The organism is Paraburkholderia sediminicola, from assembly GCF_046026855.1.
Classification (GTDB): domain Bacteria; phylum Pseudomonadota; class Gammaproteobacteria; order Burkholderiales; family Burkholderiaceae; genus Paraburkholderia; species Paraburkholderia sediminicola_A.
The window spans coordinates 169,937-192,016 of sequence record NZ_JAQQET010000012.1 but is presented as its reverse complement, the minus strand read 5'-3'; the positions used below and the strand labels follow the sequence as shown (position 1 = coordinate 192,016).

21 protein-coding genes are annotated in these 22,080 nt (G+C 62.4%); 16 read left to right on the top strand and 5 right to left on the bottom strand.

The features are described from left to right. Window positions 1-4: 4 nt before the first annotated feature. Together catA and catC are read left to right on the top strand one after the other, a co-directional pair. Window positions 5-913, top strand: coding sequence for a catechol 1,2-dioxygenase (gene catA, locus PQR40_RS15755; RefSeq protein ID WP_408230414.1), 909 nt, complete (start codon window positions 5-7; stop codon window positions 911-913). Window positions 914-1,037: 124 nt separating this feature from the next. Then, complete coding sequence (gene catC / locus PQR40_RS15750) at window positions 1,038-1,328, top strand: muconolactone Delta-isomerase (RefSeq protein WP_063496017.1); 291 nt, start codon at window positions 1,038-1,040, stop codon at window positions 1,326-1,328. 57 nt (window positions 1,329-1,385) lie between these two features. Here the strand turns inward: catC and PQR40_RS15745 are convergent, their stop codons facing one another. After that, window positions 1,386-2,363, bottom strand: a complete 978-nt coding sequence (locus PQR40_RS15745; protein WP_408230418.1) for a PDR/VanB family oxidoreductase — start codon at window positions 2,361-2,363, stop codon at window positions 1,386-1,388. Window positions 2,364-2,527: 164 nt separating this feature from the next. Then, complete coding sequence (locus PQR40_RS15740; protein ID WP_408509342.1) at window positions 2,528-3,421, bottom strand: LysR family transcriptional regulator; 894 nt, start codon at window positions 3,419-3,421, stop codon at window positions 2,528-2,530. A 148-nt stretch (window positions 3,422-3,569) separates the two neighbouring features. Between PQR40_RS15740 and PQR40_RS15735 the strand changes: the two genes are divergently transcribed. Further along, window positions 3,570-4,319 (top strand): sulfite exporter TauE/SafE family protein, encoded by a 750-nt coding sequence (locus tag PQR40_RS15735; protein ID WP_408509341.1) that lies wholly within the window; start codon window positions 3,570-3,572, stop codon window positions 4,317-4,319. Between the two features lie 152 nt (window positions 4,320-4,471). Here PQR40_RS15735 and PQR40_RS15730 read toward each other — a convergent pair whose 3' ends face one another. Beyond that, window positions 4,472-5,431 carry a LysR family transcriptional regulator gene (locus PQR40_RS15730; protein WP_408509366.1) on the bottom strand — a complete coding sequence of 320 codons (960 nt, stop codon included), beginning with the start codon at window positions 5,429-5,431 and terminating at the stop codon, window positions 4,472-4,474. 139 nt (window positions 5,432-5,570) lie between these two features. On the opposite strand from PQR40_RS15730, the gene PQR40_RS15725 reads away from it, so the two are divergent. The 4 genes from PQR40_RS15725 (at window position 5,571) to PQR40_RS15710 (ending at window position 10,253) form a co-directional block, all read left to right on the top strand. Further along, window positions 5,571-6,881: an MFS transporter gene (locus tag PQR40_RS15725; RefSeq protein ID WP_408509340.1), complete on the top strand. Its 1,311-nt coding sequence runs from the start codon at window positions 5,571-5,573 to the stop codon at window positions 6,879-6,881. A gap of 18 nt (window positions 6,882-6,899) precedes the next feature. Next, window positions 6,900-8,144, top strand: coding sequence for a Zn-dependent hydrolase (locus tag PQR40_RS15720; RefSeq protein WP_408389411.1), 1,245 nt, complete (start codon window positions 6,900-6,902; stop codon window positions 8,142-8,144). A 34-nt stretch (window positions 8,145-8,178) separates the two neighbouring features. Beyond that, window positions 8,179-9,201, top strand: coding sequence for a histone deacetylase family protein (locus tag PQR40_RS15715; RefSeq protein WP_408230433.1), 1,023 nt, complete (start codon window positions 8,179-8,181; stop codon window positions 9,199-9,201). A 305-nt stretch (window positions 9,202-9,506) separates the two neighbouring features. Next, window positions 9,507-10,253: a glucose 1-dehydrogenase gene (locus tag PQR40_RS15710; protein ID WP_408509339.1), complete on the top strand. Its 747-nt coding sequence runs from the start codon at window positions 9,507-9,509 to the stop codon at window positions 10,251-10,253. A 129-nt stretch (window positions 10,254-10,382) separates the two neighbouring features. On the opposite strand, the gene PQR40_RS15705 is transcribed toward PQR40_RS15710, so the two are convergent. After that, a complete protein-coding gene (locus tag PQR40_RS15705; protein WP_408230439.1) occupies window positions 10,383-11,264 on the bottom strand; it encodes a LysR substrate-binding domain-containing protein in 882 nt (293 codons plus the stop codon). A gap of 118 nt (window positions 11,265-11,382) precedes the next feature. Here PQR40_RS15705 and PQR40_RS15700 point away from each other — a divergent pair, with 118 nt between their 5' ends. The 9 genes from PQR40_RS15700 to PQR40_RS15660 all read left to right on the top strand — a co-directional run bounded on the left by PQR40_RS15700 (window position 11,383) and on the right by PQR40_RS15660 (window position 20,735). Further along, window positions 11,383-12,612, top strand: a complete 1,230-nt coding sequence (locus PQR40_RS15700; protein ID WP_408338028.1) for a 2-aminoethylphosphonate--pyruvate transaminase — start codon at window positions 11,383-11,385, stop codon at window positions 12,610-12,612. A gap of 171 nt (window positions 12,613-12,783) precedes the next feature. Next, a complete protein-coding gene (locus tag PQR40_RS15695; protein ID WP_408230445.1) occupies window positions 12,784-13,737 on the top strand; it encodes a LysR family transcriptional regulator in 954 nt (317 codons plus the stop codon). A gap of 111 nt (window positions 13,738-13,848) precedes the next feature. Beyond that, complete coding sequence (locus tag PQR40_RS15690) at window positions 13,849-14,826, top strand: isopenicillin N synthase family dioxygenase (protein ID WP_408230448.1); 978 nt, start codon at window positions 13,849-13,851, stop codon at window positions 14,824-14,826. Beyond that, window positions 14,823-15,752, top strand: coding sequence for an alpha/beta fold hydrolase (locus PQR40_RS15685; protein WP_408509338.1), 930 nt, complete (start codon window positions 14,823-14,825; stop codon window positions 15,750-15,752). The genes PQR40_RS15690 and PQR40_RS15685 overlap by 4 nt, the downstream gene beginning before the upstream one ends. Then, the gene (locus PQR40_RS15680; protein ID WP_408230454.1) at window positions 15,749-16,855 is read left to right on the top strand and encodes a BMP family ABC transporter substrate-binding protein; all 1,107 of its coding nucleotides are present in this window, start codon (window positions 15,749-15,751) and stop codon (window positions 16,853-16,855) included. Before PQR40_RS15685 ends, PQR40_RS15680 begins: the two co-directional genes overlap by 4 nt. Window positions 16,856-16,869: 14 nt before the next feature. After that, window positions 16,870-17,805 (top strand): aromatic ring-hydroxylating dioxygenase subunit alpha, encoded by a 936-nt coding sequence (locus PQR40_RS15675; RefSeq protein WP_408230457.1) that lies wholly within the window; start codon window positions 16,870-16,872, stop codon window positions 17,803-17,805. Further along, a complete protein-coding gene (locus PQR40_RS15670) occupies window positions 17,795-18,997 on the top strand; it encodes a Rieske 2Fe-2S domain-containing protein (RefSeq protein WP_408509337.1) in 1,203 nt (400 codons plus the stop codon). The genes PQR40_RS15675 and PQR40_RS15670 overlap by 11 nt, the downstream gene beginning before the upstream one ends. Before the next feature lie 7 nt (window positions 18,998-19,004). Continuing rightward, a complete protein-coding gene (locus PQR40_RS15665; RefSeq protein WP_408230463.1) occupies window positions 19,005-19,652 on the top strand; it encodes a glutathione S-transferase family protein in 648 nt (215 codons plus the stop codon). Window positions 19,653-19,814: 162 nt separating this feature from the next. Next, window positions 19,815-20,735, top strand: coding sequence for a DMT family transporter (locus tag PQR40_RS15660; protein ID WP_408338038.1), 921 nt, complete (start codon window positions 19,815-19,817; stop codon window positions 20,733-20,735). Between the two features lie 94 nt (window positions 20,736-20,829). On the opposite strand, the gene PQR40_RS15655 is transcribed toward PQR40_RS15660, so the two are convergent. Further along, the gene (locus PQR40_RS15655) at window positions 20,830-22,047 is read right to left on the bottom strand and encodes an amidohydrolase family protein (RefSeq protein WP_408230469.1); all 1,218 of its coding nucleotides are present in this window, start codon (window positions 22,045-22,047) and stop codon (window positions 20,830-20,832) included. Between the last annotated feature and the right edge of the window lie 33 nt (window positions 22,048-22,080).

The window sequence follows — 22,080 nt, the reverse complement described above, 5'->3', positions numbered from 1 at the left end:
CCCCATGAACAAGCAAGCCATTGACGCGCTGCTGCAGAAAATCAACGACAGCGCCACCGGTGAAGGCAATCCGCGCACGAAGCAGATCGTCAACCGCATCGTCCAGGATCTGTTCTATACGATCGAAGACCTCGACGTGCAGCCGGACGAGTTCTGGACCGCGCTGAATTATCTCGGCGACGCAGGCAAGAGCGGCGAGCTCGGTCTGTTGGCCGCGGGCCTCGGCTTCGAGCACTTCCTCGACCTGCGCCTCGACGAAGCGGAAGCCAAGGCCGGTATTGAAGGCGGCACGCCGCGCACCATCGAAGGACCGCTGTATGTGGCGGGCGCGCCGGTGTCCGAAGGGCATGCACGACTGGACGACGGCACCGATCCCGGTCAGACGCTGGTGATGCGCGGGCGCGTGCTCGGCGAAGACGGCAAGCCGCTGGCGAATGCGCTGGTTGAAGTGTGGCACGCGAATCACCTCGGCAATTACTCGTACTTCGACAAGTCGCAGCCGGCCTTCAATCTGCGCCGCTCGATTCGCACGGATGCCGAAGGCAGGTACAGCTTCCATAGCGTGGTGCCGGTTGGCTATTCGGTGCCGCCGCAAGGGCAGACGCAGTTGTTGCTCGATCAGTTGGGCCGTCATGGGCATCGTCCGGCGCATATCCACTTCTTCGTTTCGGCGCCGGGCTGCCGCAAGCTGACCACGCAGATCAACATCGACGGCGATCCGTATCTGTGGGACGACTTCGCGTTCGCCACGCGCGACGGCCTCGTGCCGGCCGTCAGGCAGGCCGAGGGCGCGGAAGGCAAGCCCTATGGCGTGGAAGGCCAGTTCGCGTTGATCGATTTCGACTTCACGCTGTTCAAGGAGCGCGACAACTTGCCGGGCGCTGAAGTAGAGCGCGTGCGTGCAGAAGCGTGAGGCGCTGAAGCACTGACGCCCGAAAGGCCTGGACGTACCGCATGAATCCATCGACCCTGGCTGCGCGGCGTGGTTTGCCGGGTAACCAGGGTTTTTTATTACCGATAAGGAAAGGAGAGCAAGCATGCTGTTTCACGTTGAGATGACCGTCAACCTGCCGCCCGACATGGACGCGGAGCGCGCCGCGCGCCTGAAGTCCGATGAGAAAGCGATGTCACAGAAGCTGCAGCAGGAAGGCGTATGGCGGCACCTGTGGCGCATCGCCGGACGCTACGCGAATATCAGCGTTTTCGACGTGGAAAGCCCCGCGCATCTGCATGACGTGCTGAGCCAATTACCGTTGTTTCCGTATATGGATGTCGAAGTACGCGCGCTGTGCCGCCATGCCTCGTCGATTCGTGACGACGACCGGTAAGAGCGCAAAAAAGAAGGTGCTGCGAATGCAGCACCTGGTTGCGTTGAAGATTAAGTCCTAAAGATCGAGTACCAGCAACGGCGAAGTAGCACGTGAGACGCAGCAGCAGATCACTTTGCCGCTCGCGCGCTCAGCTTTGCTGAGGCAATGGTCACGATGCTCAGGCGTGCCGCTCACCACGTCGACCATGCAGGTGCCGCACACGCCTTCACCGCATGACGTATCGACTTCGATGCCGATCGCTGCCAGCGCCGCGACGATCGTCGTGTGTTTATCCACGTGTACCGTTGCACCGCTGCTGGCGATGCGCACGTCGAATGCCTCTAGCGTGTTCGCTTCGCCGCTAGCCGCCGAAGCGGGCTCGGCGGCGAAGCGTTCGAGGTGAAGCGCCCCGGCAGCAACCCGCGTTTCGCCAATCGCCACCACACGCTCCATGAAGGGCGCCGGGCCGCAAGTATAGATGTGCGTGCCTTCGCGTGCATTTGCCACACAGTTGGCCAGCACCGTATCGAGTTGTTCTCGCTCGACGCCGAAATGAAGCCGCACAAAATCACTGAACGGTGCGCGTGACAGCAACGGCAGGAACGCCGCGTGCTCCGCGCTGCGTGCGAAATAATGCAACACGAAGTGCTCGTTCTGTTTGAGCAAGCGATAGGCCATGCTCAACAGCGGCGTAACGCCAATGCCCGCCGCAATCAGAATGTGTTCGCTCGCGCCGGCTGCGAGCTGAAACAGATTGCGCGGCGCGCCGATCGTCAATTCGCAGCCGATGGTCACGTCGTCATGCAGCGAGCGTGAGCCGCCGCGCGACGCGTCTTCACGCTTGACGGCAAACAGATGCGCTTCACGATGATCCGGGTCGCCGCACAAAGAATATTGCCGCGTGACGCCCGAGGGGCCGGTGACGTCGATATGCGCGCCGGGTTCGTAGCGGTCGAATGGTTGTCCGTCCAGACGCGATACGCTGAACGAGCGCACGCCGTGCGCTTCGTCACGCACGCTGTCGACACGTACGTTGAAGGTGGTTCTTTCCATGATCTTGCCGGCAAAAAGACAGAGATGAGCAGAGCGGAGGCCGCATGTGTTGCGTGGCTTCCGGTTGTGCGTCAAGAATAAGAAACGGCAAAGAATCAGGCAAATCGATTAAAAATCGGTTGTGAAATAAGCCGTGCTGATAATAGAGCGCCAACCGAGCGTTCTCAGCATTCCCAGATTCCGGTCAGATGCCGCACCAGCGCTTTTTCCGGCCGTTTCAGCGCGTTGAGATCGCGCATGCAGATCAGCAACTGGCGCGTGGCCCAACTGTCCGTCAGTTCGATCGTGCGAATGCCAGGCGTGCTGCGATAGCGTTTGGCGGCGGTGGCCGGCACGATGGCGATGCCCGCGCCCTGTTCGACCATGCAGCAGATGCTGTCGAAGGTTCGCATGTGCGCGCGGACGCTGAGTGGCTGTCCGGATAACAGTGCGCGTTCGCCAAGATACGCATGCAACGCGCTGCTCGTACTCAAGCCGATGAATTCACGTTCAGCCACTTCAGCAAGCGTGACGCGACGGCGCGCACCCAGCGGGTCGTCACGGCTTGTGACCAGCACGAGCTTGTCGACAGCGAAGGGCAGCGTCTGCAACGCGCCGTGTTCGACGGCATCCGAGATGATGCCGATCTCCGCCGCGCCGGCCAGCACCGCTTTCACGGTTTCGGTACTTTGCCGCTCCTTCAGATCGATCTGCACGTTCGGGTGCTCGCGCAAAAACAGGCCGACCGCGGACGGTAAAAACTCGGTAATCGCGGCGGTATTAGTCCACAAACGGATGCAAGCTTTATGCCCGGCCTGATGTTCGCCGAGCTCGCCTTGCATGCGGTCGATCTGGCCGAGTACGAGTCTCGCGTGATGCGCAAGCGTGTCGCCTGTTGCCGTGGACTCCACGCCGCGCCGGCCTCGCTCCAGCAAGGGCACGCCCAGGGCTTCTTCCATGCCGCGCAAGCGTGCGCTGGCCGATGGCAACGACATGTTCGCGCATGCCGCGCCATGCGTGATGCTGCCGGTTTCGAGAATGTGCAGGAACAGGCGGAGGTCGATCAGATCGAAGCGCATGGAGTCGGATTTGAGTTGAGGCTGCCACCGCAGCTGAATTTCAGTTTCAGCCTTAGGCATAGCCTAAGTCACTGTACGTATCTTACGCATTGTGGGCGGCGCTGCGGCAATCGAAAATCGCCGACATGACAATCAGAACAACATCCCGATGATCTCTTCTTTCGCTATGCGTGCGAGCGTGGTTGCGGCGACTTTCGTCGCGGCCGGCTTCGTCAAGGGTGTGACCGGCATGGGCCTGCCGACCGTCGCCATGGGCGTGCTCGGCACACTGATGCTACCGGCGCAGGCTGCCGCGATGCTGCTGCTGCCGTCTTTTGTCACGAACGTCTGGCAACTGTTCGCGGGGCCCAACGTGCGGGCGCTGTTCAGGCGTTTGTGGCTGATGATGGTCGGTATTGGCGTCGGAACGGTTGCGACTGCGTCGTTCATTGCCGGCGGGGGCGGCGAATGGGCTGTGGCCGGATTGGGCGCCGCGTTGACGCTCTATGCTGTGGCGGGGCTAATGGCATGGCGCTTCTCGGTGCCGTCGCGATACGAGCGCTGGCTATCCCCGGCGGTCGGCGTGGTCACCGGCGCGATCACCGGAGGGACAGGGGTATTCGTCGTGCCGGCGGTGCCTTACCTTCAGGGGCTAACGTTAAAGAAAGAGGATCTGGTTCAGGCGCTCGGCCTGTCCTTCACCGTTTCCACCCTCGCGCTCGCCATTGGACTGGCACGCGAGCATGCATTCGAGATCGACGACCTGAGCGAATCGCTTTGCGCGGTGGTGCCCGCGTTGCTCGGTATGTGGATCGGTCAACGGGTGCGCGGACACATTAGTCCGGCGACCTTCCGCCGCTGGTTTTTTCTGTGTCTGCTCGGCTTGGGTATTCAGTTGCTGGCGCGCGCATTCGTTTGATCAGGAAGTGACGGGAGTGAATCAGGGGGCTGGATTGTGTGGTCGACTATTCTGGATACATTGGGTGCCTTGGCCGTGCTGGCCAGCGTGGCCGCGCAGATCGCGTTCATCCGCAAGCGTGGAAGCCGGTGAACCGCCAGGCTCATCCTCAGTCAACGCGGCGCAAGCCGCTCGGGTAGCGCGTAGCGTTGCATTGTGCGCTCCATGCCGTCGAGAAACGCCTGCTCGGCGGCGTTCATCTTGCGGGCGCGCAGCCACAGCAAATCAATGTCGACGTCGACCAAACCATCTTCCGGCGGCAGACGCCACAACCGCTGCTGCGCGAGGTCATCGCGCACGATGTGCTCCGGCAGGCAGCCGATGCCATATCCGGCGAAGATCAGCCGGCGCACCTCGTCGAGGCTCGGTGAAGCCGCCACGATGCGTCCGGTGAAGCCGCGTTGATCGCGAAACACGGTAAGCGGTGAAAGGCTGTCGCCGATCTGGTCGCTGGTGAACGACACGAAGTTTTCCGCCAGCAACTGATCGATCGAGAGGGCATGCCGCCCGAACAGCCGATGATGCCGCCCGCAAAAAAGCGCATACCGTTGGCGCAGAAAACAACGCTGCTCGAGTTTGTCGACGGGTGTTCGGCATAGGCCGAGGCCAGCGGTAGCCGTCTTTTGCAGCAGCGACGAGATGATGTCCGACGAGCGCATCACTTCGATGTGCAAGTCCACGCGCGGATAGCTCTTGTGGAATTCCGCGAGGAATTCGTCGTAGACGCCGGAGTCGATCCGGCTCACCGTGAGAAGCCGGATCGACCCGGTGATGTCGTCGCTGCGGTCGTCGAGTTCGGTTTCCAGCCGCGACATGTGCCCGTAAATATCGCTGGCGATCCGGTACACCTCCTCGCCGGCGCGGGTGGGTTCGAAGTGCGGGCCGCGGCGCTGGATCAGGTTGCGCCCGAGCGTGTCTTCGAGACGCTTGAGCGCCTGGCTGACCGCGGGTTGCGTCAGATGCAAACGGGCCGCGGCACGGCTTACGCTGCGCTCCTGCATGATCACGAGGAAGGTGCGCAGCAGGTTCCAGTCGAGCCTGTCATTCAAAAAACGCGTAACGTCCGCGCGCAGTTGAGTCATGGAATCACCCTAGACATTAGTAAAATTTATAGTTGAGATAATAAACCGAAATTTGACTAATGTTTTATGGTTGGCGATAAAACCCCTCACAAGATGCCCTGATCTCAGGAATCGCGACTGAGGAGCCGCCATGAACGCTTCAACTCAAGCCACCCGTCAGCCCGTGCGAGCGGCAAGCGCCGCTTTCATCGGTACGATGATCGAGTGGTATGACTTTTACATCTACGCTACCGCCGCCGCGCTGGTGTTCGGCGAGTTGTACTTTCCCTCGCACGACCCGTTTTTCAGCACGATGGCGTCGTTCGCGACCTTCGCGGTCGGGTTCTTTGCGCGGCCACTCGGCGGCGTGATCTTCGGCCACCTGGGCGACCGGATCGGCCGCAAGAAGGCGCTGATGACCACGCTGATGATGATGGGCGTCGCGACCGTGTGCGTCGGCTTGCTGCCGGCTTATGCGAAGGTCGGCGTACTCGCGCCCGTGCTGCTGGTGTTGCTGCGGGTGGTGCAAGGCGTGGCCGTGGGCGGCGAGTGGGGCGGCGCCGTGCTGATGGCCGGCGAACATGCACCGAAAGGGCGGCGCACCTTCTTCGCCTCGTTCGCGCAACTGGGCAGCCCGGCCGGACTGATTCTCTCGCTGATAGCATTTCGCGCGGTCACGTCGATGCCGCACGATGATTTCATTGCATATGGCTGGCGCCTGCCGTTTCTGGCTAGCGCGGTGCTGCTCGCGGTCGGCATCTTTATCCGCATGGGGGTGAACGAGTCGCCGGAATTCCAGCGCGAGAAAGAGGCGAAGCGTACTGTCGAGCTGCCGATTGCCGAAGTGTTCCGTTCTTCCGGCGCGCTCGTTGCGCTGTGCATCGGCGCGAACACGATCGGTATTGCTGGCGTGTATTTCACCAATACCTTCATGATTTCGTACACCACGCAAAACATCGGCGTGTCGAAATCGCTGATTCTCGATTGTCTGTTCGCGGTCGCGATCATCCAGTTTCTGGCGCAACCGCTGGCTGCATGGCTTGCTGAAAAGATCGGCGGTGCGCGCTTCCTGAAGCTCGCCGCGTTTGCCGCGATGCTCTCGCCGTATCCCATGTTCACGCTCGTGCAAAGCGGCAGCCGACTGTCGATGATTGTCGGCATCGCGCTCGCGGTGGTGTGTATGGCGAGTTTCTATTCGGTGATCGCGGGCTTTGTCAGCGGGATATTCCCGGTGCGTGTGCGTTATTCCGCGATCTCGCTTTCATACCAGGTGTGTGGTGCGATCGCGGGTGGTTTGACGCCGCTGGCGGGAACATGGCTCGCCCACAAATTCGTTGGCCAATGGTGGCCGCTTGCGGTGTTTTACACGTGTCTCGCGGGCATCTCGTTGTCGTGCATCGTCGCACTGGATGCGCTGAAACACCGCCGTGCCGATGCACCCGACGCACTGCCGGTACATTGAATCAAAGGGAAATCAAAGATGTTGAAAGTCGATGGACAACGCCTGTGGGCGAGCTTGATGGAAATGGCGACAATCGGCGCGACCGCGCGCGGTGGCGTCCGGCGTCTGGCGCTGACGGAAGAAGACCGCCTCGGGCGTAAGTTATTCGCCGGTTGGTGCAGGCAGGCGGGCATGACGGTGCATACGGACGAAGTGGGTAATCTGTTTGCACGTCGCGAAGGAACGCAGATTGACGCGAAGCCTGTTTTGATCGGCAGCCATCTCGACACACAGCCGGAAGGCGGCCGTTTCGATGGCGTATACGGCGTGCTGGCTGCACTGGAAGTGATTCGGAGTCTGAACGAACAGAACATTCAGACACATCATCCGATTGAAATCGTCTCGTGGACCAACGAGGAAGGCGCACGTTTTACGCCAGCGATGCTGGGCTCCGCGGTATTCGTCGGTGCGACGCCATTGGACGAAGCATTGCGAACCCGGGACGCACAAGGCGCCACGCTCTCCGAGGCGCTTCAGGCGTGTGGCTATGAAAGCGGGCGTCATCTCGACGTGAACCAGGTCGAGGCCTATTTCGAAGCGCATATCGAGCAGGGGCCGATTCTGGAAAGCCATGGCCATCCGATCGGTGTCGTCACCGGCGGGCAGGCGATCCGCTGGCTCGACGTCGACGTGACCGGCGTCGCGGCACACGCCGGCACCACGCCGATGCCCTATAGAAAAGATGCTTTCTTCGCGGCCTCGGCCATGGCGCTCGAGCTCGAAGCCATCGCCCAACGCTACGCGCCTTCGGGACTGGTCACGATAGGTCAGATCGACGTGCCGAATTCTTCGCGCAATACGATCGCCGGTAAAGTGACGTTCACCGTCGATCTTCGACATCCCGACGATGCAACGATCGACGTCATGGAGCGAGATGTGCGCCTGGCATTCGAGCAAATCTCCACGCAACGCGGTTTGCAAGCCGCGATTTCGACTTACTGGAAGAGTCCTGCAACGCCATTCGATTCAGACTGCGTCGCGCTGGTCGAACAGGCGACGCAGCAACTCGGCTACTCATATGAGCGTATCGTCAGCGGTGCGGGACATGATGCGATTCATCTGGCGAGGCACGTGCCGACCGCAATGGTGTTCATCCCGTGCGTCGACGGCCTCTCGCACAACGAAGCCGAAGATGCACTACCCGGCGACGTAACCGCGGGTGCGAATGTGTTGATCAATGCGGTGCTGGCGCGTGCGAAGGCGGCCGCACCGGCCTACGCCTGAATACAGCTGAATAGTGAAGCCAAGGAACTGGACCATGCAGACGTTTTTTCATCCGGCACAGTTGAAGCATCATCCGCGCAGCTATCTGTCGCGCGGTCAGATGCGCTCGCCACAGGAAGTGCCCGAGCGCGCGTTGCGACTCGTCGAAGCCGCGAAGAAGCTCGGCTTCGACGTGCGCGAACCGGCGGATTTCGGCGCTGCGCCGCTCGCCGATGTGCACGGGATGAACTATCTGCGCTTCCTCGAAGAAGCGCACCGCGAGTGGAAGAAGATTCCTGCGGAATGGGGCGACGAGGTGATGTCGAACGTATACATCCGCGAGAATAATCCTTTGCGCGGCGTGCTTGCGCAAGCTGGACGCTACCTCGCCGATGGCAGTTGCCCGGTCGGCGCGGATACCTACGAATCGGCCTACTGGTCCGCGCAAAGCGCGCTGGCAGCCGCGCACGCGATTCTCGACGGCGCGGGAGAAGCGTATGCCTTGTGCCGCCCGCCAGGCCATCATGCGCGTGCCGAAGCGGCAGGGGGTTTCTGCTATCTGAACAATGCAGCTGTCGCGGCGCAGGCGCTACGGGAAAAATACGGGCGCGTCGCGATTCTCGATACCGACATGCATCACGGCCAGGGCATTCAGGAGATTTTCTACGGCCGCGACGATGTGTTGTACGTGTCGATCCACGGCGATCCCACAAATTTCTATCCGGTAGTAGCCGGCTTCGAAGACGAACGCGGCGCAGCGAAAGGCGAAGGCTACAACGTCAATCTGCCGATGCCGCACGGTTCGTCGGAAGCGGTGTTCTTCGAGCAACTGGATGCGGCGTTGCGCGTGGTTGCACGTTTCCAACCCGACGCGCTGGTCGTTGCACTGGGCTTCGATATCTACAAGGACGATCCGCAATCGATGGTGGCCGTGACGACCGAAGGCTTCGGCACACTCGGCGGTAAGCTCGGCGCGCTGAAACTGCCCACGCTGATCGTGCAGGAAGGCGGCTATCACATCGAATCGCTCGACGCGAACGCGCAATCGTTCTTCGGCGGGTTTGTATCGAAGCGATGAAGTAGGCGGGGCATGTCCCACCGAATTTTGTATGCGGGGCCAGAAAGATGCTGTAAGCGTCAAAAGGCGTCGCGACGCCCCGCGAAATTGTCTGACCGTTGCCTGTGCGTTCCGCCCGCCGCGCCTTTCCGATTGTTCGGCTCATCCGACGTATCTATTCGTTTTGAGCCGCTTTATCCATGCGGCTTGTGTGCCTACATTGTGTCCTGTGACAGCGCCATTGCATTTCCAGCTTCATCGACGTCAGCCCCGCGAATCTTCGCGACAGCGACGTCGGCGCGAACTCCATCCAAAAGGACATGATCATGAGCAAGCTCACAGGTAAGGTTGCGGTTGTAACGGGTGCATCGAAAGGCATCGGCGCCGCGATTGCGAAGGCACTGGCTGCGCAGGGCGCGTCGGTCGTGGTGAACTATGCGTCCAGCAAGGCGGGCGCGGACGACGTAGTCGCCACGATCACCGCGGCGGGCGGTAAGGCAGTGGCCGTTGCCGGCGATGTCTCCAAGGCAGCCGACGCGAAAGGCATCATTGATTCGGCCGTCGAAACGTATGGCCGCCTCGACATTCTGGTCAACAATTCCGGCGTGTATGAGATGGCGCCGATCGAAGATATCACCGAAGCGCACTTCCATAAGCACTTCAATGTGAACGTGCTGGGTCTGCTATTGGTCACGCAAGCAGCGGTGAAACATCTGGGCGAAGGCGGCAGCATTGTGAACGTCAGTTCGGTTGTCAGCCGTATCACGCCACCGGGCAGTTCGGTCTACACCGCCACCAAGGGCGCCGTGGACGCCATCACCGGTGTGCTGGCACGTGAACTCGGCCCGCGCAAGATTCGCGTCAACTCCGTGAATCCCGGCATGGTGGAAACTGAAGGCACGCATAGCGCCGGCTTCGTTGGCTCAGACTTCGAGGCGTGGGCAATCAGCACGACACCGCTTGGCCGCATCGGTCAGCCTGACGATATCGCCGACGTTGCCGTGTTCCTCGCCTCCGACGATTCGCGCTGGTTGACCGGCGAAAGCCTGATCGCCAGTGGCGGTTCGCGGTAACAGGATGATGCGCAGCGTGTGTTCGGGTGTTGGTGCGTCGTGAGTCGAGGCACTATCCCGATCCACGCTCACCGCGTCAGCACTGCATGAAAACGCCGCCGGGCAACGCGTGTCCGGCGGCGCTCTGTTTTACCGGGTTGTCACGCCAGCGGCGTTTGTCACCTCCACCGCAAACAGTGCATCGAGAAGATTCGACCCCGGCCGCTCGGCGAGCCGCGTGAGCGATTCGATCATCTGCACCTGGCAATCCTGCAGCGGAATCGTTCTGATCCGCCGCGATTCGTTGAATTCGGCGCGCGCGATCACGCCGACACCCATACCTTGTGCGACCGCTTCCTCCAGCGCTTCACGCCCGTCTACGTACATCACCGGCTCGACCTGCAACGACTCGCGCACCAATTCGATTTCCAGCAACTGCTGCGTGACGGATTGCGGCTCGCGAAAAATCATCGGCTGTTGCACGAGTTCCGCGTAACTCAGCTTGCGTTTCTTTGCCACCGGATAGCTCGCCGGCACCATCGCCACCAGCGGATCGCGTCGCAGCACGCGCGACACGAGGCGGCTGTGCACCTGCGGCGCGGCGGTAATGGCAGCGTCGACCGCGCTCGACAGTACGCGCTGCATGCAGTCCGCGGCATTGGCTATCGATAGCGTCACGACAATCCCCGGATGTAACTTGCGAAATGCGCCGATCAGCGCGACAGCCAGATCGGGTGCGTCCGCGACCAGCGAAAGCGAGCCCGACTCGAGCCCACCCGCCGATTCGAGGAGTTGCCGCGCATCGCGCTCGCAACTGAGCATCTGCCGCGTCACGCTGAAGAGACGCAGGCCGAGTTCGGTCGTTTCGACGCCGCGTGGACCGCGGTTGAACAATCTGACGCCGTAATCCTGCTCGAGCCGCTTCACATGATCCGACACCGCCGGCTGCGTGAGCGACAGCGCTTGCGCCGCTTTGGAAAACCCGCCGTGTTCCGCGACCGCATGAAACGCCCGCAATTGCGCGTATTGCACGTCTGCCTCGTCGAGAGATAAGTTTTTACGATACCAGAATCAATTATATCGATTTTGCCGATGGGCAAGCTTTCTGTACTGTGTCATGACCGAAACAGCGATATGGAAGATTCCGACCATGAAAAACGCGACGAACAGCGCCCCGACAGTGTCCGCAATGCCTTCAGCCGTGACGTGTGCCATGCCGGCCAGGGGCGAGCCCTATCTGTTGACGCCGGGACCGTTGACCACGGCGTTCTCGACCAAGGAAGCGATGCTGCGCGACTGGGGCTCGTGGGACGGTGACTTCCGGGCGATGACTGCGCACCTGCGCAGCAGCCTGCTGGACATTGCCGGCGACACCGCCGGCGAGTACGACTGCGTGCCGCTCCAGGGCAGCGGCAGTTATTGCGTCGAAGCGATGCTCGGCAGCCTGATTCCGCGCGACGGCCATGCCCTGGTGCTGGCCAACGGCGCCTATGGCAAGCGCATCGCGACCACCCTCGGTTATCTCGGCCGTGCCTGCACGGTACTCGACAAGGGCGACTATCTGCCGCCGCGCGGCGCCGAAGTCGAAAGCATGCTGGACGCCGATCCAGGCATCACGCACGTGGTCGCGGTGCATTGCGAAACGAGCTCCGGCATTCTCAATCCAATTGAAGAAATCGCTGCCGCCACCGCGAAAAAAGGCCGCAAGCTGCTGATCGACTCGATGAGCGCATTCGGCGCGGTGCCGCTCGATGTGAGGCAAATTCAGTGCGAGGCCTTCGTCTCGTCGGCGAACAAGTGCATTGAGGGCGTGCCTGGCTTCGGTTTCGTGATCGCCCGCAAGCGCGCGTTGCAGGAGGCCAAGGGCCGCAGCCATTCGCTCTCGCTCGACGTGTATGACCAGTGGGACGTGATGAACCGTACCGGGCAATGGCGCTTCACGCCGCCCACGCACACCGTGGCTGCGTTTATCGAGGCATTGCGTCTGCACCAGCTCGAAGGTGGGCAGGCCGGGCGCCTCGCGCGTTATGCGAACAATCGTGACGTGCTGGTCGCGGGCATGAAGGAGCTCGGCTTCGAACCGCTGCTGAACGCTCGCTGGCGCTCGCCGATCATCGTGACTTTTTTTGCGCCGGCGCATGCGTCGTTCAAGTTCGAGCGCTTTTATGAATTGATGAAGGAGCAGGGTTTCATCATTTATCCGGGCAAGCTGACCGTGGTGGACAGCTTCCGCATCGGCTGCATCGGTCAGGTGGATGAGCGCGTGATGCGCCGCGTGGTACGGGCGTGCGCACAGTCCTTGCAAGCGCTGGGCGTCGACCATGCCGCGCCGCCGGCGGTGGCGATCGAAGAGCGCAAGGCCTTGGCCGAAGCGGCTTGAACAGGGCCGCTCGAGTGCGAGGCGAGCGGCCTTAATGTGTCAAAACGTGGGTTTCGGTAAGCGTAGGGCTTTTTGCTGTATTTTTCGAAGGCGTACTGTTGAGCGACAGTGCGCTTTTTTTGTTGCTGATGGTCAGCGTGACTTTACCCATAAATAACAACCCGGACCGATATGTCGAAAACCACGGTGGCCGATGCCCTCGCATGGCACATCCACGCGCGCTCGCTGCGCTATTTCGATGCAATTCGGCGCTGTAGCTCCATCCGTGAAGCGGCGCGGCAATTGCACGTTGCCTCTTCGGCGGTGAACCGGCAGTTGCTGAAGCTCGAAGCGGAAGTCGGCACGCCGCTCTTCGAGCGGCTCCCGGCGGGGCTGGCATTGACGGCTGCGGGCGAGGCGTTCGCGCGGCATGTGATTACCGTGCTGCAGGACGCGCGCCGCTTCGAGAGCGAGATGGACGCGCTGCGCGGAATCCGTCGCGGCGAGATCGGCATCGTCACGGTCGAGGGGCTCAACTCGAGTTTTCTGCCGGACCTCGTCGAACGGATGCTGACGCGTTATCCGGCGATCCGTTTTCAGGTGCATACGGCCGGCTCCGCGTCGATTGCCCGCACGATTCTGGATGGCGATGCCGACCTTGGCCTCGCGTTCTCGCTGCCGCGCACGGACGACTTGCAGCAACTCGCCGTGGGGCGTTTCCAGCTCGGTGCGATCGTCGCCGCGGATCATCCGCTCGCCGGCGAGACAAGCGTCACGTTCGCGCAGTGCGCGCGCTATCCGCTGATTCTCGGTAACGCGCAATTGTCGATCAGCGGGTTGCTCGAACCGTTGATCCGTCATTGCGCGTTGCCGTTGCAAACGGTGCTCGAAAGCGATTCGATCGAGCTGATGCGGCGCATGGCGGCACGCGGGCGCGGCGTGGGGTTCCAGACTCGCCTCGGGCTGGAGCGCGATCTCGCGGACAGCACGCTGGTGCATATTCCACTGCGCACGCCACGCGCGCTGGTCTCCGAGCTGGGCGCCTACGCACGCGCCGGGCGCACCTTGACGCCCGCGCTCGATGCATTCGTTCGGCTGCTTGCCGAGGCGATCGCCGAGCGGGAGGGCGACGAGCCGGCGGTCTGACGACTCGCGCCGGTGCTGATGCCGAAACGGCATCAGCATGCACTTTTTTCTGCGCTTTTTTGATCACCCGCCGCGATCTAGACTCGGTCAAACGGGTTCAAAGGAGCCGGGATGTCCGAAGTGCTATCAGCCAAAGCAGTGCCGCACACGAGCCTGCCTGTCATCGACGTGGCCGGGCTTGCATCGGCCGATCCGCTGCAACGCGCGGCGGTGGGCGCGGCGCTCCATGCCGCTTGCATCGACAAGGGCTTCTTCTACATCGCCAGTCACGGCATCGAGCCGGCCTTGATCGACGCGGCGCGCGCCGAAGCCGAGCGCTTTTTCGCGCTGAGCGACGCTGAGAAGCGCCGGGTCGACAAGGCGCAGTCGTTCTGCAACCGCGGCTATGAGCCGTTGCGCGGCCAGGTGCTGGAAGCGGGCACGCCGCCCGATCTGAAAGAAGGTTTTTACATCGGCAACGAACTGCCGCTCGATCATCCGCGCGTGGTGGCGCGCGCGTTCAACTGCGGGCCGAATCAGTGGCCGCGCCAGTCGCCCGGTTTTCGTCCGGCCATGGAGGCTTATTTCGCGGCGCTGTTCGACCTGTCGACGCGTTTGACGCGCGGCCTTGCGTTGTCGCTCGATTTACCGGAAGACCATTTCGACGCGTTCTGCGACGAGGCGATGGGCACGCTGCGCCTGTTGCACTATCCGCCGCAACCGGCCCAGGCGCTGCCCGAGCAGAAGGGCTGTGGCGCGCATACCGACTTCGGTTGCCTGACGCTGCTATGGCAGGACGCAATCGGCGGCCTGCAAGTGCAGGACAGCGATGGCGGGTGGATTCACGTGCCGCCGCTGCCCGGCACCTTCGTCGTCAATCTGGGCGACCTGATTGCGCGCTGGACCAACGAGCGCTATCGCTCGACCCTGCATCGCGTGGTCAATGCGTCGGGCCGCGAGCGTTACTCGATGCCGTTCTTCTTCACCGGTCGGCCGGACTATGTGGTGACCTGTTTGCCGGGTTGCACGGTAGAAGGCGAAGCGCCGAAGTATCCGCCGATCACCGTGGTAGGTCATCTCGAAGCGTGCTACCGGAGAACTTACGGATGACGCCGGTGCGCACCCCCGCAGCGGGCATGCTGCTGATTCACGGCGCGTGGCAGGGCAGTTGGGCGTGGGACGCCTGGCTGCCGGAACTCGCGGCGCGCGGTTGGACGTACAAGGCAGTCGATCTGCCCGGCAATGGCGGGAATGTTTCACGCGATGCCGGCCTCGAAGTCTCGTTGCAAACCTATGTCGACGCGCTGACTGAAGCGCTCGCGGCATTCGACGGCCCCGTCGTCGTGGTCGCGCATAGTGGCGCGGGTGTGCCGGCTTCGCAGCTGGCCGAAGCGTTGCCCGAGCGGATCGCGTGCCTCGTCTATGTTGCGGGGATGATGTTGCCGTCGGGCATGGGTTACGCGGAGCTCGTCGAGACCAGCGCCGCAGATGTGCCGGATGCCGGCGGCATCGCACCGTATCTGCAATGGAGCGACGAGGGCGCCACGACCATCGTTCCGACCGAGGCGGCGCTTGAAATCTTCCTGCACGATTGCCCGCCGCAAGCGGCTCGGCAAGCCGCCGCGAAACTCACGCCCCAGCAGGAAAGCGGCCGGGCGATCGTCACGACGCTGAGCGCGGAGCGTTTTGGCAGCGTGCCGCGCATTTATGTCGAAGCGCTGCGTGACCGCTCCGTGTGGTTGCCCCTGCAACGCAAGATGCAGGCGCTGGTGCCTGGCGCGATCGTGCGTTCGATCGACTGCGGCCACGTGCCTCAACTCGCACGGCCCGTTGAACTGGCTGAGCTGGTGTGCGACGCGCTTGCCGGGATCGGTATCGCTTCTTCTGCTTCTTCTGCTTCTTCTGCCTCGGCTGCTTCGGCTGCTTCGGCTGCTTCGGTTGCTTCGGTGTCTGTGGGTTCTTCCGCTTCCCAGGTTTCTGTCGACTCAGCCTCTGCCGCCATTCCCCATTCCCTCACTACCGGAACCTCGTCATGACCCGACTCAATCGCTTCGGCCGGTTGCTTCTCGCCGGTAGCGCGGCTTCGCTTGTTGCGCTTGCAACCATGAGCGCGTCTGCCGCTGCCGCCACCGACGCGCCGCTCGATGTCTCCATCGTCTATCTCGGCAATCCGGGCGATGCGGGCTGGACCCATGCGCACGACCTCGGCATTGCCTCCGCGGAAAAGCAGCTCGGCTCGCAGATCAAGGTGACGCGCGTCGAGGACGTCCCCGAAAACGCCGATGCGGCCCGCGTGTTCCGCGACCGCGCGGCGAAGGGCGACAAGATCGTGATCGGCACGTCGTTCGGCTATATGGATTCGATGATGAAAGTCGCGCACGATTATCCAGACACCGTGTTTCTGCATTGCTCCGGCTACAAGAGTGCGCCGAACCTCGGCAACTTCAACGGCAAGGTGTATGAGTCCGCGTATCTGGCCGGGGTCGTCGCCGGCTATGTATCGAAGTCGCATGTGCTTGGTTTTGTCGGCTCGGTGCCGATCCCTGAAGTGGTGCGCAATATCGACGCGTTCGCGCTCGGCGCGCGTTCGGTCGCGCCGCAAACGGTCGTGAAGGTGGTATGGATCAGCAGCTGGTTCGATCCTGGCAAGGAGCGTCAGGCGGCTGAAACGCTGGTCGGACTCGGCGCCGACGTGCTGATGCAGAACACCGATTCCACCGCGACGATGGCCGTGGCCGAGCAGCACAAGGTCCACGCGTTCGGCTGGGATTCGGACATGAGCCACTGGGGCCCGCATGCGCATCTGGGATCGGTGGCGTACGACTGGGGTATTTATTACACCCGGGTGATCGACGAAGTGCGCCGTGGCACGTGGACTAACAAGCCGGTCTACTGGGGTGTCAAGGAAGGCATCACCGACCTGGTGAATGTGAATACAGCGGTGGTGCCGGCGGATGCGCAGCATGCACTCGCCGAGAAGCGCGCCGCTTTGGTCACGGGCCGCCTCGATCCGTTCGCCGGACCGCTGAAGGATCAGAGCGGCAAGTTGCGGGTCGCTGCTGGCGCCACGCTGTCCGCGGACGATACGAACCGGATAAACTGGTTCGTCGACGGTGTGCAGGGCAGCGTCGCGCAATGACGGAGCAGGCAGCTATGAGGACGGCAAGTTCGGCAAGCGAAGCGATGAACGACACGGCGATCGACGAAGTGATCTGGAACGACTGGCATCCGGTGGCCGCGCTCGATGCACTCGACGGCCTCGGCACATCCAGCGGTGTGTCCGGTGGTTCGAACGCCGTGACCAGCACGCGGCTGCTCGGTGTCGATATTGGCATTGCCGCGCCGTCACAGGCACAGTCGCAAAAACGCTTCCGCGTGTGGCGTCTCGACGATCACACGCCGTGCCATGCGCAGGCGCGCTACGGTGTGCTGTGGGTGTGTCCCGGCGAGCCGCATCGCGACATTCTCGCGATTCCCGAGGCCGACGAGCCCGATCGACGCCTGCTGCATGCCGGCGCGTTTCGTGTGCACGTGAGCGGTTTGCGGGCAATCGAGAACTTCCTCGACATGGGGCATTTTCCGTTCGTGCATACCGGCTATCTCGGCGTGGAACCCTACACTGAGGTCGCGCCATACCGCATCGAACGCGACGAGGTCAACGACGAACTGTACGCACACGACTGCCGCTTCTACCAGCCGCGCGCCGCGATGACCGCGGGCGCCGCGCTCGATGTGCGCTACGTGTACCGCGTCGCGCGGCCGTTCAGCGCGATTCTGTACAAGACTTGCCCGCCGCAACCCGAGCGCTTCGACGTGATTGCGCTGTTCGTGCAACCGGTCGACGAAGAATGGTGCGTCGCCCACACGGTAATGAGTTATCTCGACGACGCCAGCAGCGACGACGCATTGCGCGGCTTCCAGCAAACCATCTTCGCGCAGGACATCAAGATTCTGGTCAATCAGGTGCCCAAACGCCTGCCGCTCGGCACCGGCGAGGAGCATCCAGTGCGGGCCGACGCGATGTCGGTCGCGTACCGCCGCTGGCTTACGGCCCAGCAGGTCACCTATGGGACGACCCATGGCCGATAAGGACCGCATGGAACACGCATGGTTTGCGCTGTGCGACGTCGATCAACTCGGCGGGCAGGCGATCTATCACACCGAACTGCACGGCAACGAACTCGTGGTGTGGCGTGCCGAAGACGGCGCCGTCAACGTATGGGAAAACCGTTGCCCGCATCGCGGTGTGCGTTTGTCGCTCGGGCACCATCGTGGCGAAGCGCTGCAGTGTCAGTATCACGGCTGGCAGTTCAACTCGGGCAGCGGCGCTTGCCGCTTCGTGCCGGCACATCCCGATGCGGCGGCGCCGCCGGTTGCGGTGAAGACATGGCCGGTTGAAGTGCGTTATGGCTTCGTGTGGACCTGTCTCGCGCCATTCGGTGAGGCGCCGCCATTTACGCCGATCGAGGAACTTGAGACGGACGCCGCCTTTAACGCACCTTCCGAAGGACAACACGTCCGCTTACGCACCGTCGCGATCGATGCCCCCAGCGAAACCGTGCAGCATGCGCTCGCCGGGTATTGCTTCGACCATGCGCACTTCGATCCATGGCAGTCCACGGAATGCGTGGCGTTCGACGTTGCGCCGAATGCTGTGATGATCGAGCAACTGGACGACGCCGCGCATCGGGTGGTGTTCGTCGTGCAGCCGGCCCGGGTTGGGCGAACGTATCTGCATGGCGTCGCGCTCGGACCGGTTGCCTTGACCGAGCGCTTGACCGTGCAGTGGCATCATCAGCAACGTCTCAACGCGTTGCGCGATGCGTTGGAGCAGCAATCGGAGCATCTTCAACCGCTATCGCGCGATGGCGTTGCCGATCGGCAGCCGTTGTCCGTGCCGCCAACTTCGCCGCCCGTGCAGCCGGTCATTCTGCAGCGCTCATTGTCGAAACCGGTCTCCGCTTCAGGGAGCCAGGGCGACAAGAATTCTTCGGCAGGCCATGACGCGGCGGATCGGGCCTTCGATGTCCATCTGTCGCGCAGCAGGCGAACGATCAAGGTTGCGGCCGGCGTTACGGTGTTGCAGAGCTTGCGCAATCACGGCATCGAGGTGCCGAGTTCATGCGAGCAGGGCGTGTGCGGCACGTGCCGCACACGCGTTATAGAAGGAACGCCGCTTCATCGCGACAATTTTCTGACGGCGCAGGAGCGGGCCGCGGGCGATTGCATGATGGTGTGCGTCTCGCGTGCGGCGACTGAAACATTGACCCTGGATCTATGAGGCCGCCATGCTCAAACTTTACGACGACGAGTTGTGCGGCGAAAGCTATAAGGTTCGGCTGATGTTGGGCCTACTCGATGTGCCTTACGAAAAGGCGCGCATTGAGCTTTATCCGTCGAGGCAGAACGAGACGCGCCGCTTTCGCACGATGAGTCCGCTGGGCACGTTGCCGGTGCTCGACGCGGATGGCGCGTTGATGCACGATGCCCACGCGATCCTCGTCTATCTGGCGCGGCGCTATGGCGGTACCGGGTCAGAAGGCCTGGCTCACTGGTTGCCGCTCGACGATCCGTTGCAACTCGCACACGTCCAGACGTGGTTCGGGTTCGCCGCACAATTGAGCGATGTGGTATTCCCGTTGCGCGCGCAAGTGCTGCATGGCGCGCAGACGCACAACAATGCTTGCCGCACGGACGCAAAGAAACTGCTGCGTATCGCCGACGAAACCTGCTGGTTCAACGAGGCCGCGGGCACGCCGTTTGTCTGTGCGACTTCAGCGCCCACGGTGGCGGATATCGCCTGCTTCGTACCGGTGGCATTACTCGACGAAGCCGGGATCGAATCGATCGACTATCCGGCGCTCAGGCGCTGGAGCTTGCGCATCAAACGCCTCGAAGGATTTACGACGATGGCCGGGGTCTATGCGGCTGTGTGACAGCGCTTACGCGGACCGCTTGCCGGTCACGGTCATCCGGGTGTTACCCATTAACACGTTTTCCGGCCCTGATACAGTGATTCCCGCCATACCGCAGCACGCGTTTCGAATCACGTCTGCCGTGGCTAAATTCGCTTCCAGAGGCGAAGCGGAGTATGTGGTATGGGTAGGATCAGGTGGTTCATCACGGCGCTGGCACCGGTGCTGTGGGGCACGATGCCATTGACGGCAAGCGAAGCAACCGCGCCCGGTCATCCGCTGTTCATCGCGACCGTGCGCAGTCTCGGCGCCGGTCTCGTGATTCTGGCGCTGTTCCGCAGACTGCCGCCGCGTGCCTGGCTCGGGCGGATTGTCATGCTCGGCATGGTCAATATTTCGCTGACGTTCGGGTTGTTCTTCGTCTCGGCTTCGCATCTGCCCGGCGGCATGATCACCATCTTCATGGCCCTCGCGCCATTCTGGGCCGCGTTGCTGAGTTGGCCGCTGCTTGGCCAGCCGGTGCGCGCTGAACGTTTGCTGTTGATCGCGTTCTGTGTGTTGGGCGTGGCGTTGCTGGTCCGCGCATCGCCCGCCGCGCTCAATCCGATTGGTGTGCTGGCGGGACTGGGGGCGTCGGCCTCGATGGGATGCGGGATTGTCCTGTTCAAGAAATGGAACCGGCCGGATACGCTACTGGTGTTCACCGGCTGGCAACTGCTGGCGGGCGGTCTGTTTCTCGCTGCGGCTACCTTGCGTTTCGAACCTTTACCCGCGCAGCTTGGATTACGTAACGGCTTCGCGCTCGGTTATCTTGTGCTGGCAGCGACGATTGTTGCTTATGGTTTGTGGTTTCGCGGTATCGAGCAACTCGGTGTGCAACGGACTTCGATGCTGTTACTGCTGGTGCCCATGGTGGGAATCGCTGTCGATATCGTCTGGCTCGGCAAGCATTTGACGGTGTGGCAAGGCGTGGGCGCAGCGATCGTACTGAGTGGCCTGATTGTCGATACGGTAGCAGCGCAGCGTCTGGATAGGCGGCCGGCGCAGATAGGCAGTTGGCCACGGCCTCAGTCATCCGAACAGAAATGGGAACGGGTCGAGTAAGGCTGCCTGAATACATCCGCATGTCATGTCAGTTGAAGTAACCGACAGCGAGATCGATGAAACGTACTCGTTGAGGCGCGTGGCGAGAAGGAAATTAACTACGGACCTCGGCGCCGTTACGCGCGACGATCCGGCCGTTGGCCACCACCAGCAAGCGCGGCGGCCGTGCGACAACTGCGTGGGCGATCGTGTCCGCATCCAGCAGGACGAGATCGGCACGCGCGCCGACGTGCAAGCCGTAGTTGGTGAACCCACAGCCATGGGCAGCGGTGGTACTGACGCAGTCGAACGCAATCGCGAGATCGTCGTCGCGGCGCAGGCCGTAGCGCATGCCGATCAGCATCGCGCGTTCGAGCATGTCCGGCGAGCCGTACGGCGTCCACGTGTCGCGCACGCCGTCATTGCCGCCAAACAGCGTCACGCCTCGTTCGATGCAGGCCTTGAGCGGCGGCACGGGTGTCGAAGGCGGGGCCGTTGTCAGGAGCGCGACGCGCAGGTCGGCGAGCCGCGTGAGCAAGGCGTCGCGTTCGCGCTCGGGCAACGCGCCAAGACAGAACGCGTGACTGACAACCACTTGCCCCTGCATGCCGAGCGCCGCGACACGGTCGAGCAGGAGACCCAGCGTGAACGCGCCGATTTCGCCGGGCTCATGAAGATGAATGTCGACCGGTTTGTGCTGCCGGTTTGCAATGTCGAAGGTCAGGTTGAGCGACGCAACCGGATCGCCGTCGATCAGCGCGGGATCGAGCGCGCCGAGCACATCGGCGCCCGCGGTCAACGCGCGATCGAGCAGCGTGTCCGTACCCGGGCGGCCGAGCAGGCCTGACTGCGGGAACGCGACAATCTGCATATCGAGTACATCGCGCAAATGCTCGCGGGTGGCGAGCACGCCTTCCAGATGACGCAGGCCCGCGTCGGTATCGATATCGACGTGGGTCCGCAGACGCGTCGTTCCGGCGCGTACGAACGCGCGAGCCAGCGCGAGCGACTGTGCCCCCGCGTCATGGCCGCTTTGCGCGCGCCAGCGCCGTTCGTTTTCGATACGGTCGGTCAGCTTCGGGCCGACTTCATTGCGATACCAGTCCATGCCCCAGGTGGTTTTGTCGAGGTGCGTATGGCCTTCGACGAAACCCGGCAGCAGCAGCGCGCCCGCACCGTCCTCGTGGGCGACGCCAGGCGCATGCGGCAGGTTCGGGCCGATCGCCGTGATGTGGCCGTCGGCGATCGACACGTCGACACGTGCGCCGTCAGGTTGACGGACGTTGGTGATGAGCAACGCGTTCGTCGCAGGGTGATGGGCTGTCGATGTCATAAAAGTGTTTGGCTGAGGTGCGGGAAATCCAGG

Bases quoted from the DNA above. Each gene is read 5' to 3' on its own strand.
- catC (WP_063496017.1), top strand. From the start codon at position 1,038: ATGCTGTTTCACGTTGAGATGACCGTCAACCTGCCGCCCGACATGGAC.
- PQR40_RS15685 (WP_408509338.1), top strand. From the start codon at position 14,823: ATGACGCCGGTGCGCACCCCCGCAGCGGGCATGCTGCTGATTCACGGC.
- PQR40_RS15725 (WP_408509340.1), top strand. From the start codon at position 5,571: ATGAACGCTTCAACTCAAGCCACCCGTCAGCCCGTGCGAGCGGCAAGC.
- PQR40_RS15670 (WP_408509337.1), top strand. From the start codon at position 17,795: ATGGCCGATAAGGACCGCATGGAACACGCATGGTTTGCGCTGTGCGAC.
- PQR40_RS15655 (WP_408230469.1), bottom strand. From the start codon at position 22,047: ATGACATCGACAGCCCATCACCCTGCGACGAACGCGTTGCTCATCACC.
- catA (WP_408230414.1), top strand. From the start codon at position 5: ATGAACAAGCAAGCCATTGACGCGCTGCTGCAGAAAATCAACGACAGC.
- PQR40_RS15715 (WP_408230433.1), top strand. From the start codon at position 8,179: ATGCAGACGTTTTTTCATCCGGCACAGTTGAAGCATCATCCGCGCAGC.
- PQR40_RS15675 (WP_408230457.1), top strand. From the start codon at position 16,870: ATGAGGACGGCAAGTTCGGCAAGCGAAGCGATGAACGACACGGCGATC.
- PQR40_RS15700 (WP_408338028.1), top strand. From the start codon at position 11,383: ATGAAAAACGCGACGAACAGCGCCCCGACAGTGTCCGCAATGCCTTCA.
- PQR40_RS15720 (WP_408389411.1), top strand. From the start codon at position 6,900: ATGTTGAAAGTCGATGGACAACGCCTGTGGGCGAGCTTGATGGAAATG.
- PQR40_RS15665 (WP_408230463.1), top strand. From the start codon at position 19,005: ATGCTCAAACTTTACGACGACGAGTTGTGCGGCGAAAGCTATAAGGTT.
- PQR40_RS15735 (WP_408509341.1), top strand. From the start codon at position 3,570: ATGATCTCTTCTTTCGCTATGCGTGCGAGCGTGGTTGCGGCGACTTTC.
- PQR40_RS15695 (WP_408230445.1), top strand. From the start codon at position 12,784: ATGTCGAAAACCACGGTGGCCGATGCCCTCGCATGGCACATCCACGCG.
- PQR40_RS15660 (WP_408338038.1), top strand. From the start codon at position 19,815: ATGGGTAGGATCAGGTGGTTCATCACGGCGCTGGCACCGGTGCTGTGG.
- PQR40_RS15690 (WP_408230448.1), top strand. From the start codon at position 13,849: ATGTCCGAAGTGCTATCAGCCAAAGCAGTGCCGCACACGAGCCTGCCT.
- PQR40_RS15740 (WP_408509342.1), bottom strand. From the start codon at position 3,421: ATGCGCTTCGATCTGATCGACCTCCGCCTGTTCCTGCACATTCTCGAA.
- PQR40_RS15710 (WP_408509339.1), top strand. From the start codon at position 9,507: ATGAGCAAGCTCACAGGTAAGGTTGCGGTTGTAACGGGTGCATCGAAA.
- PQR40_RS15680 (WP_408230454.1), top strand. From the start codon at position 15,749: ATGACCCGACTCAATCGCTTCGGCCGGTTGCTTCTCGCCGGTAGCGCG.
- PQR40_RS15745 (WP_408230418.1), bottom strand. From the start codon at position 2,363: ATGGAAAGAACCACCTTCAACGTACGTGTCGACAGCGTGCGTGACGAA.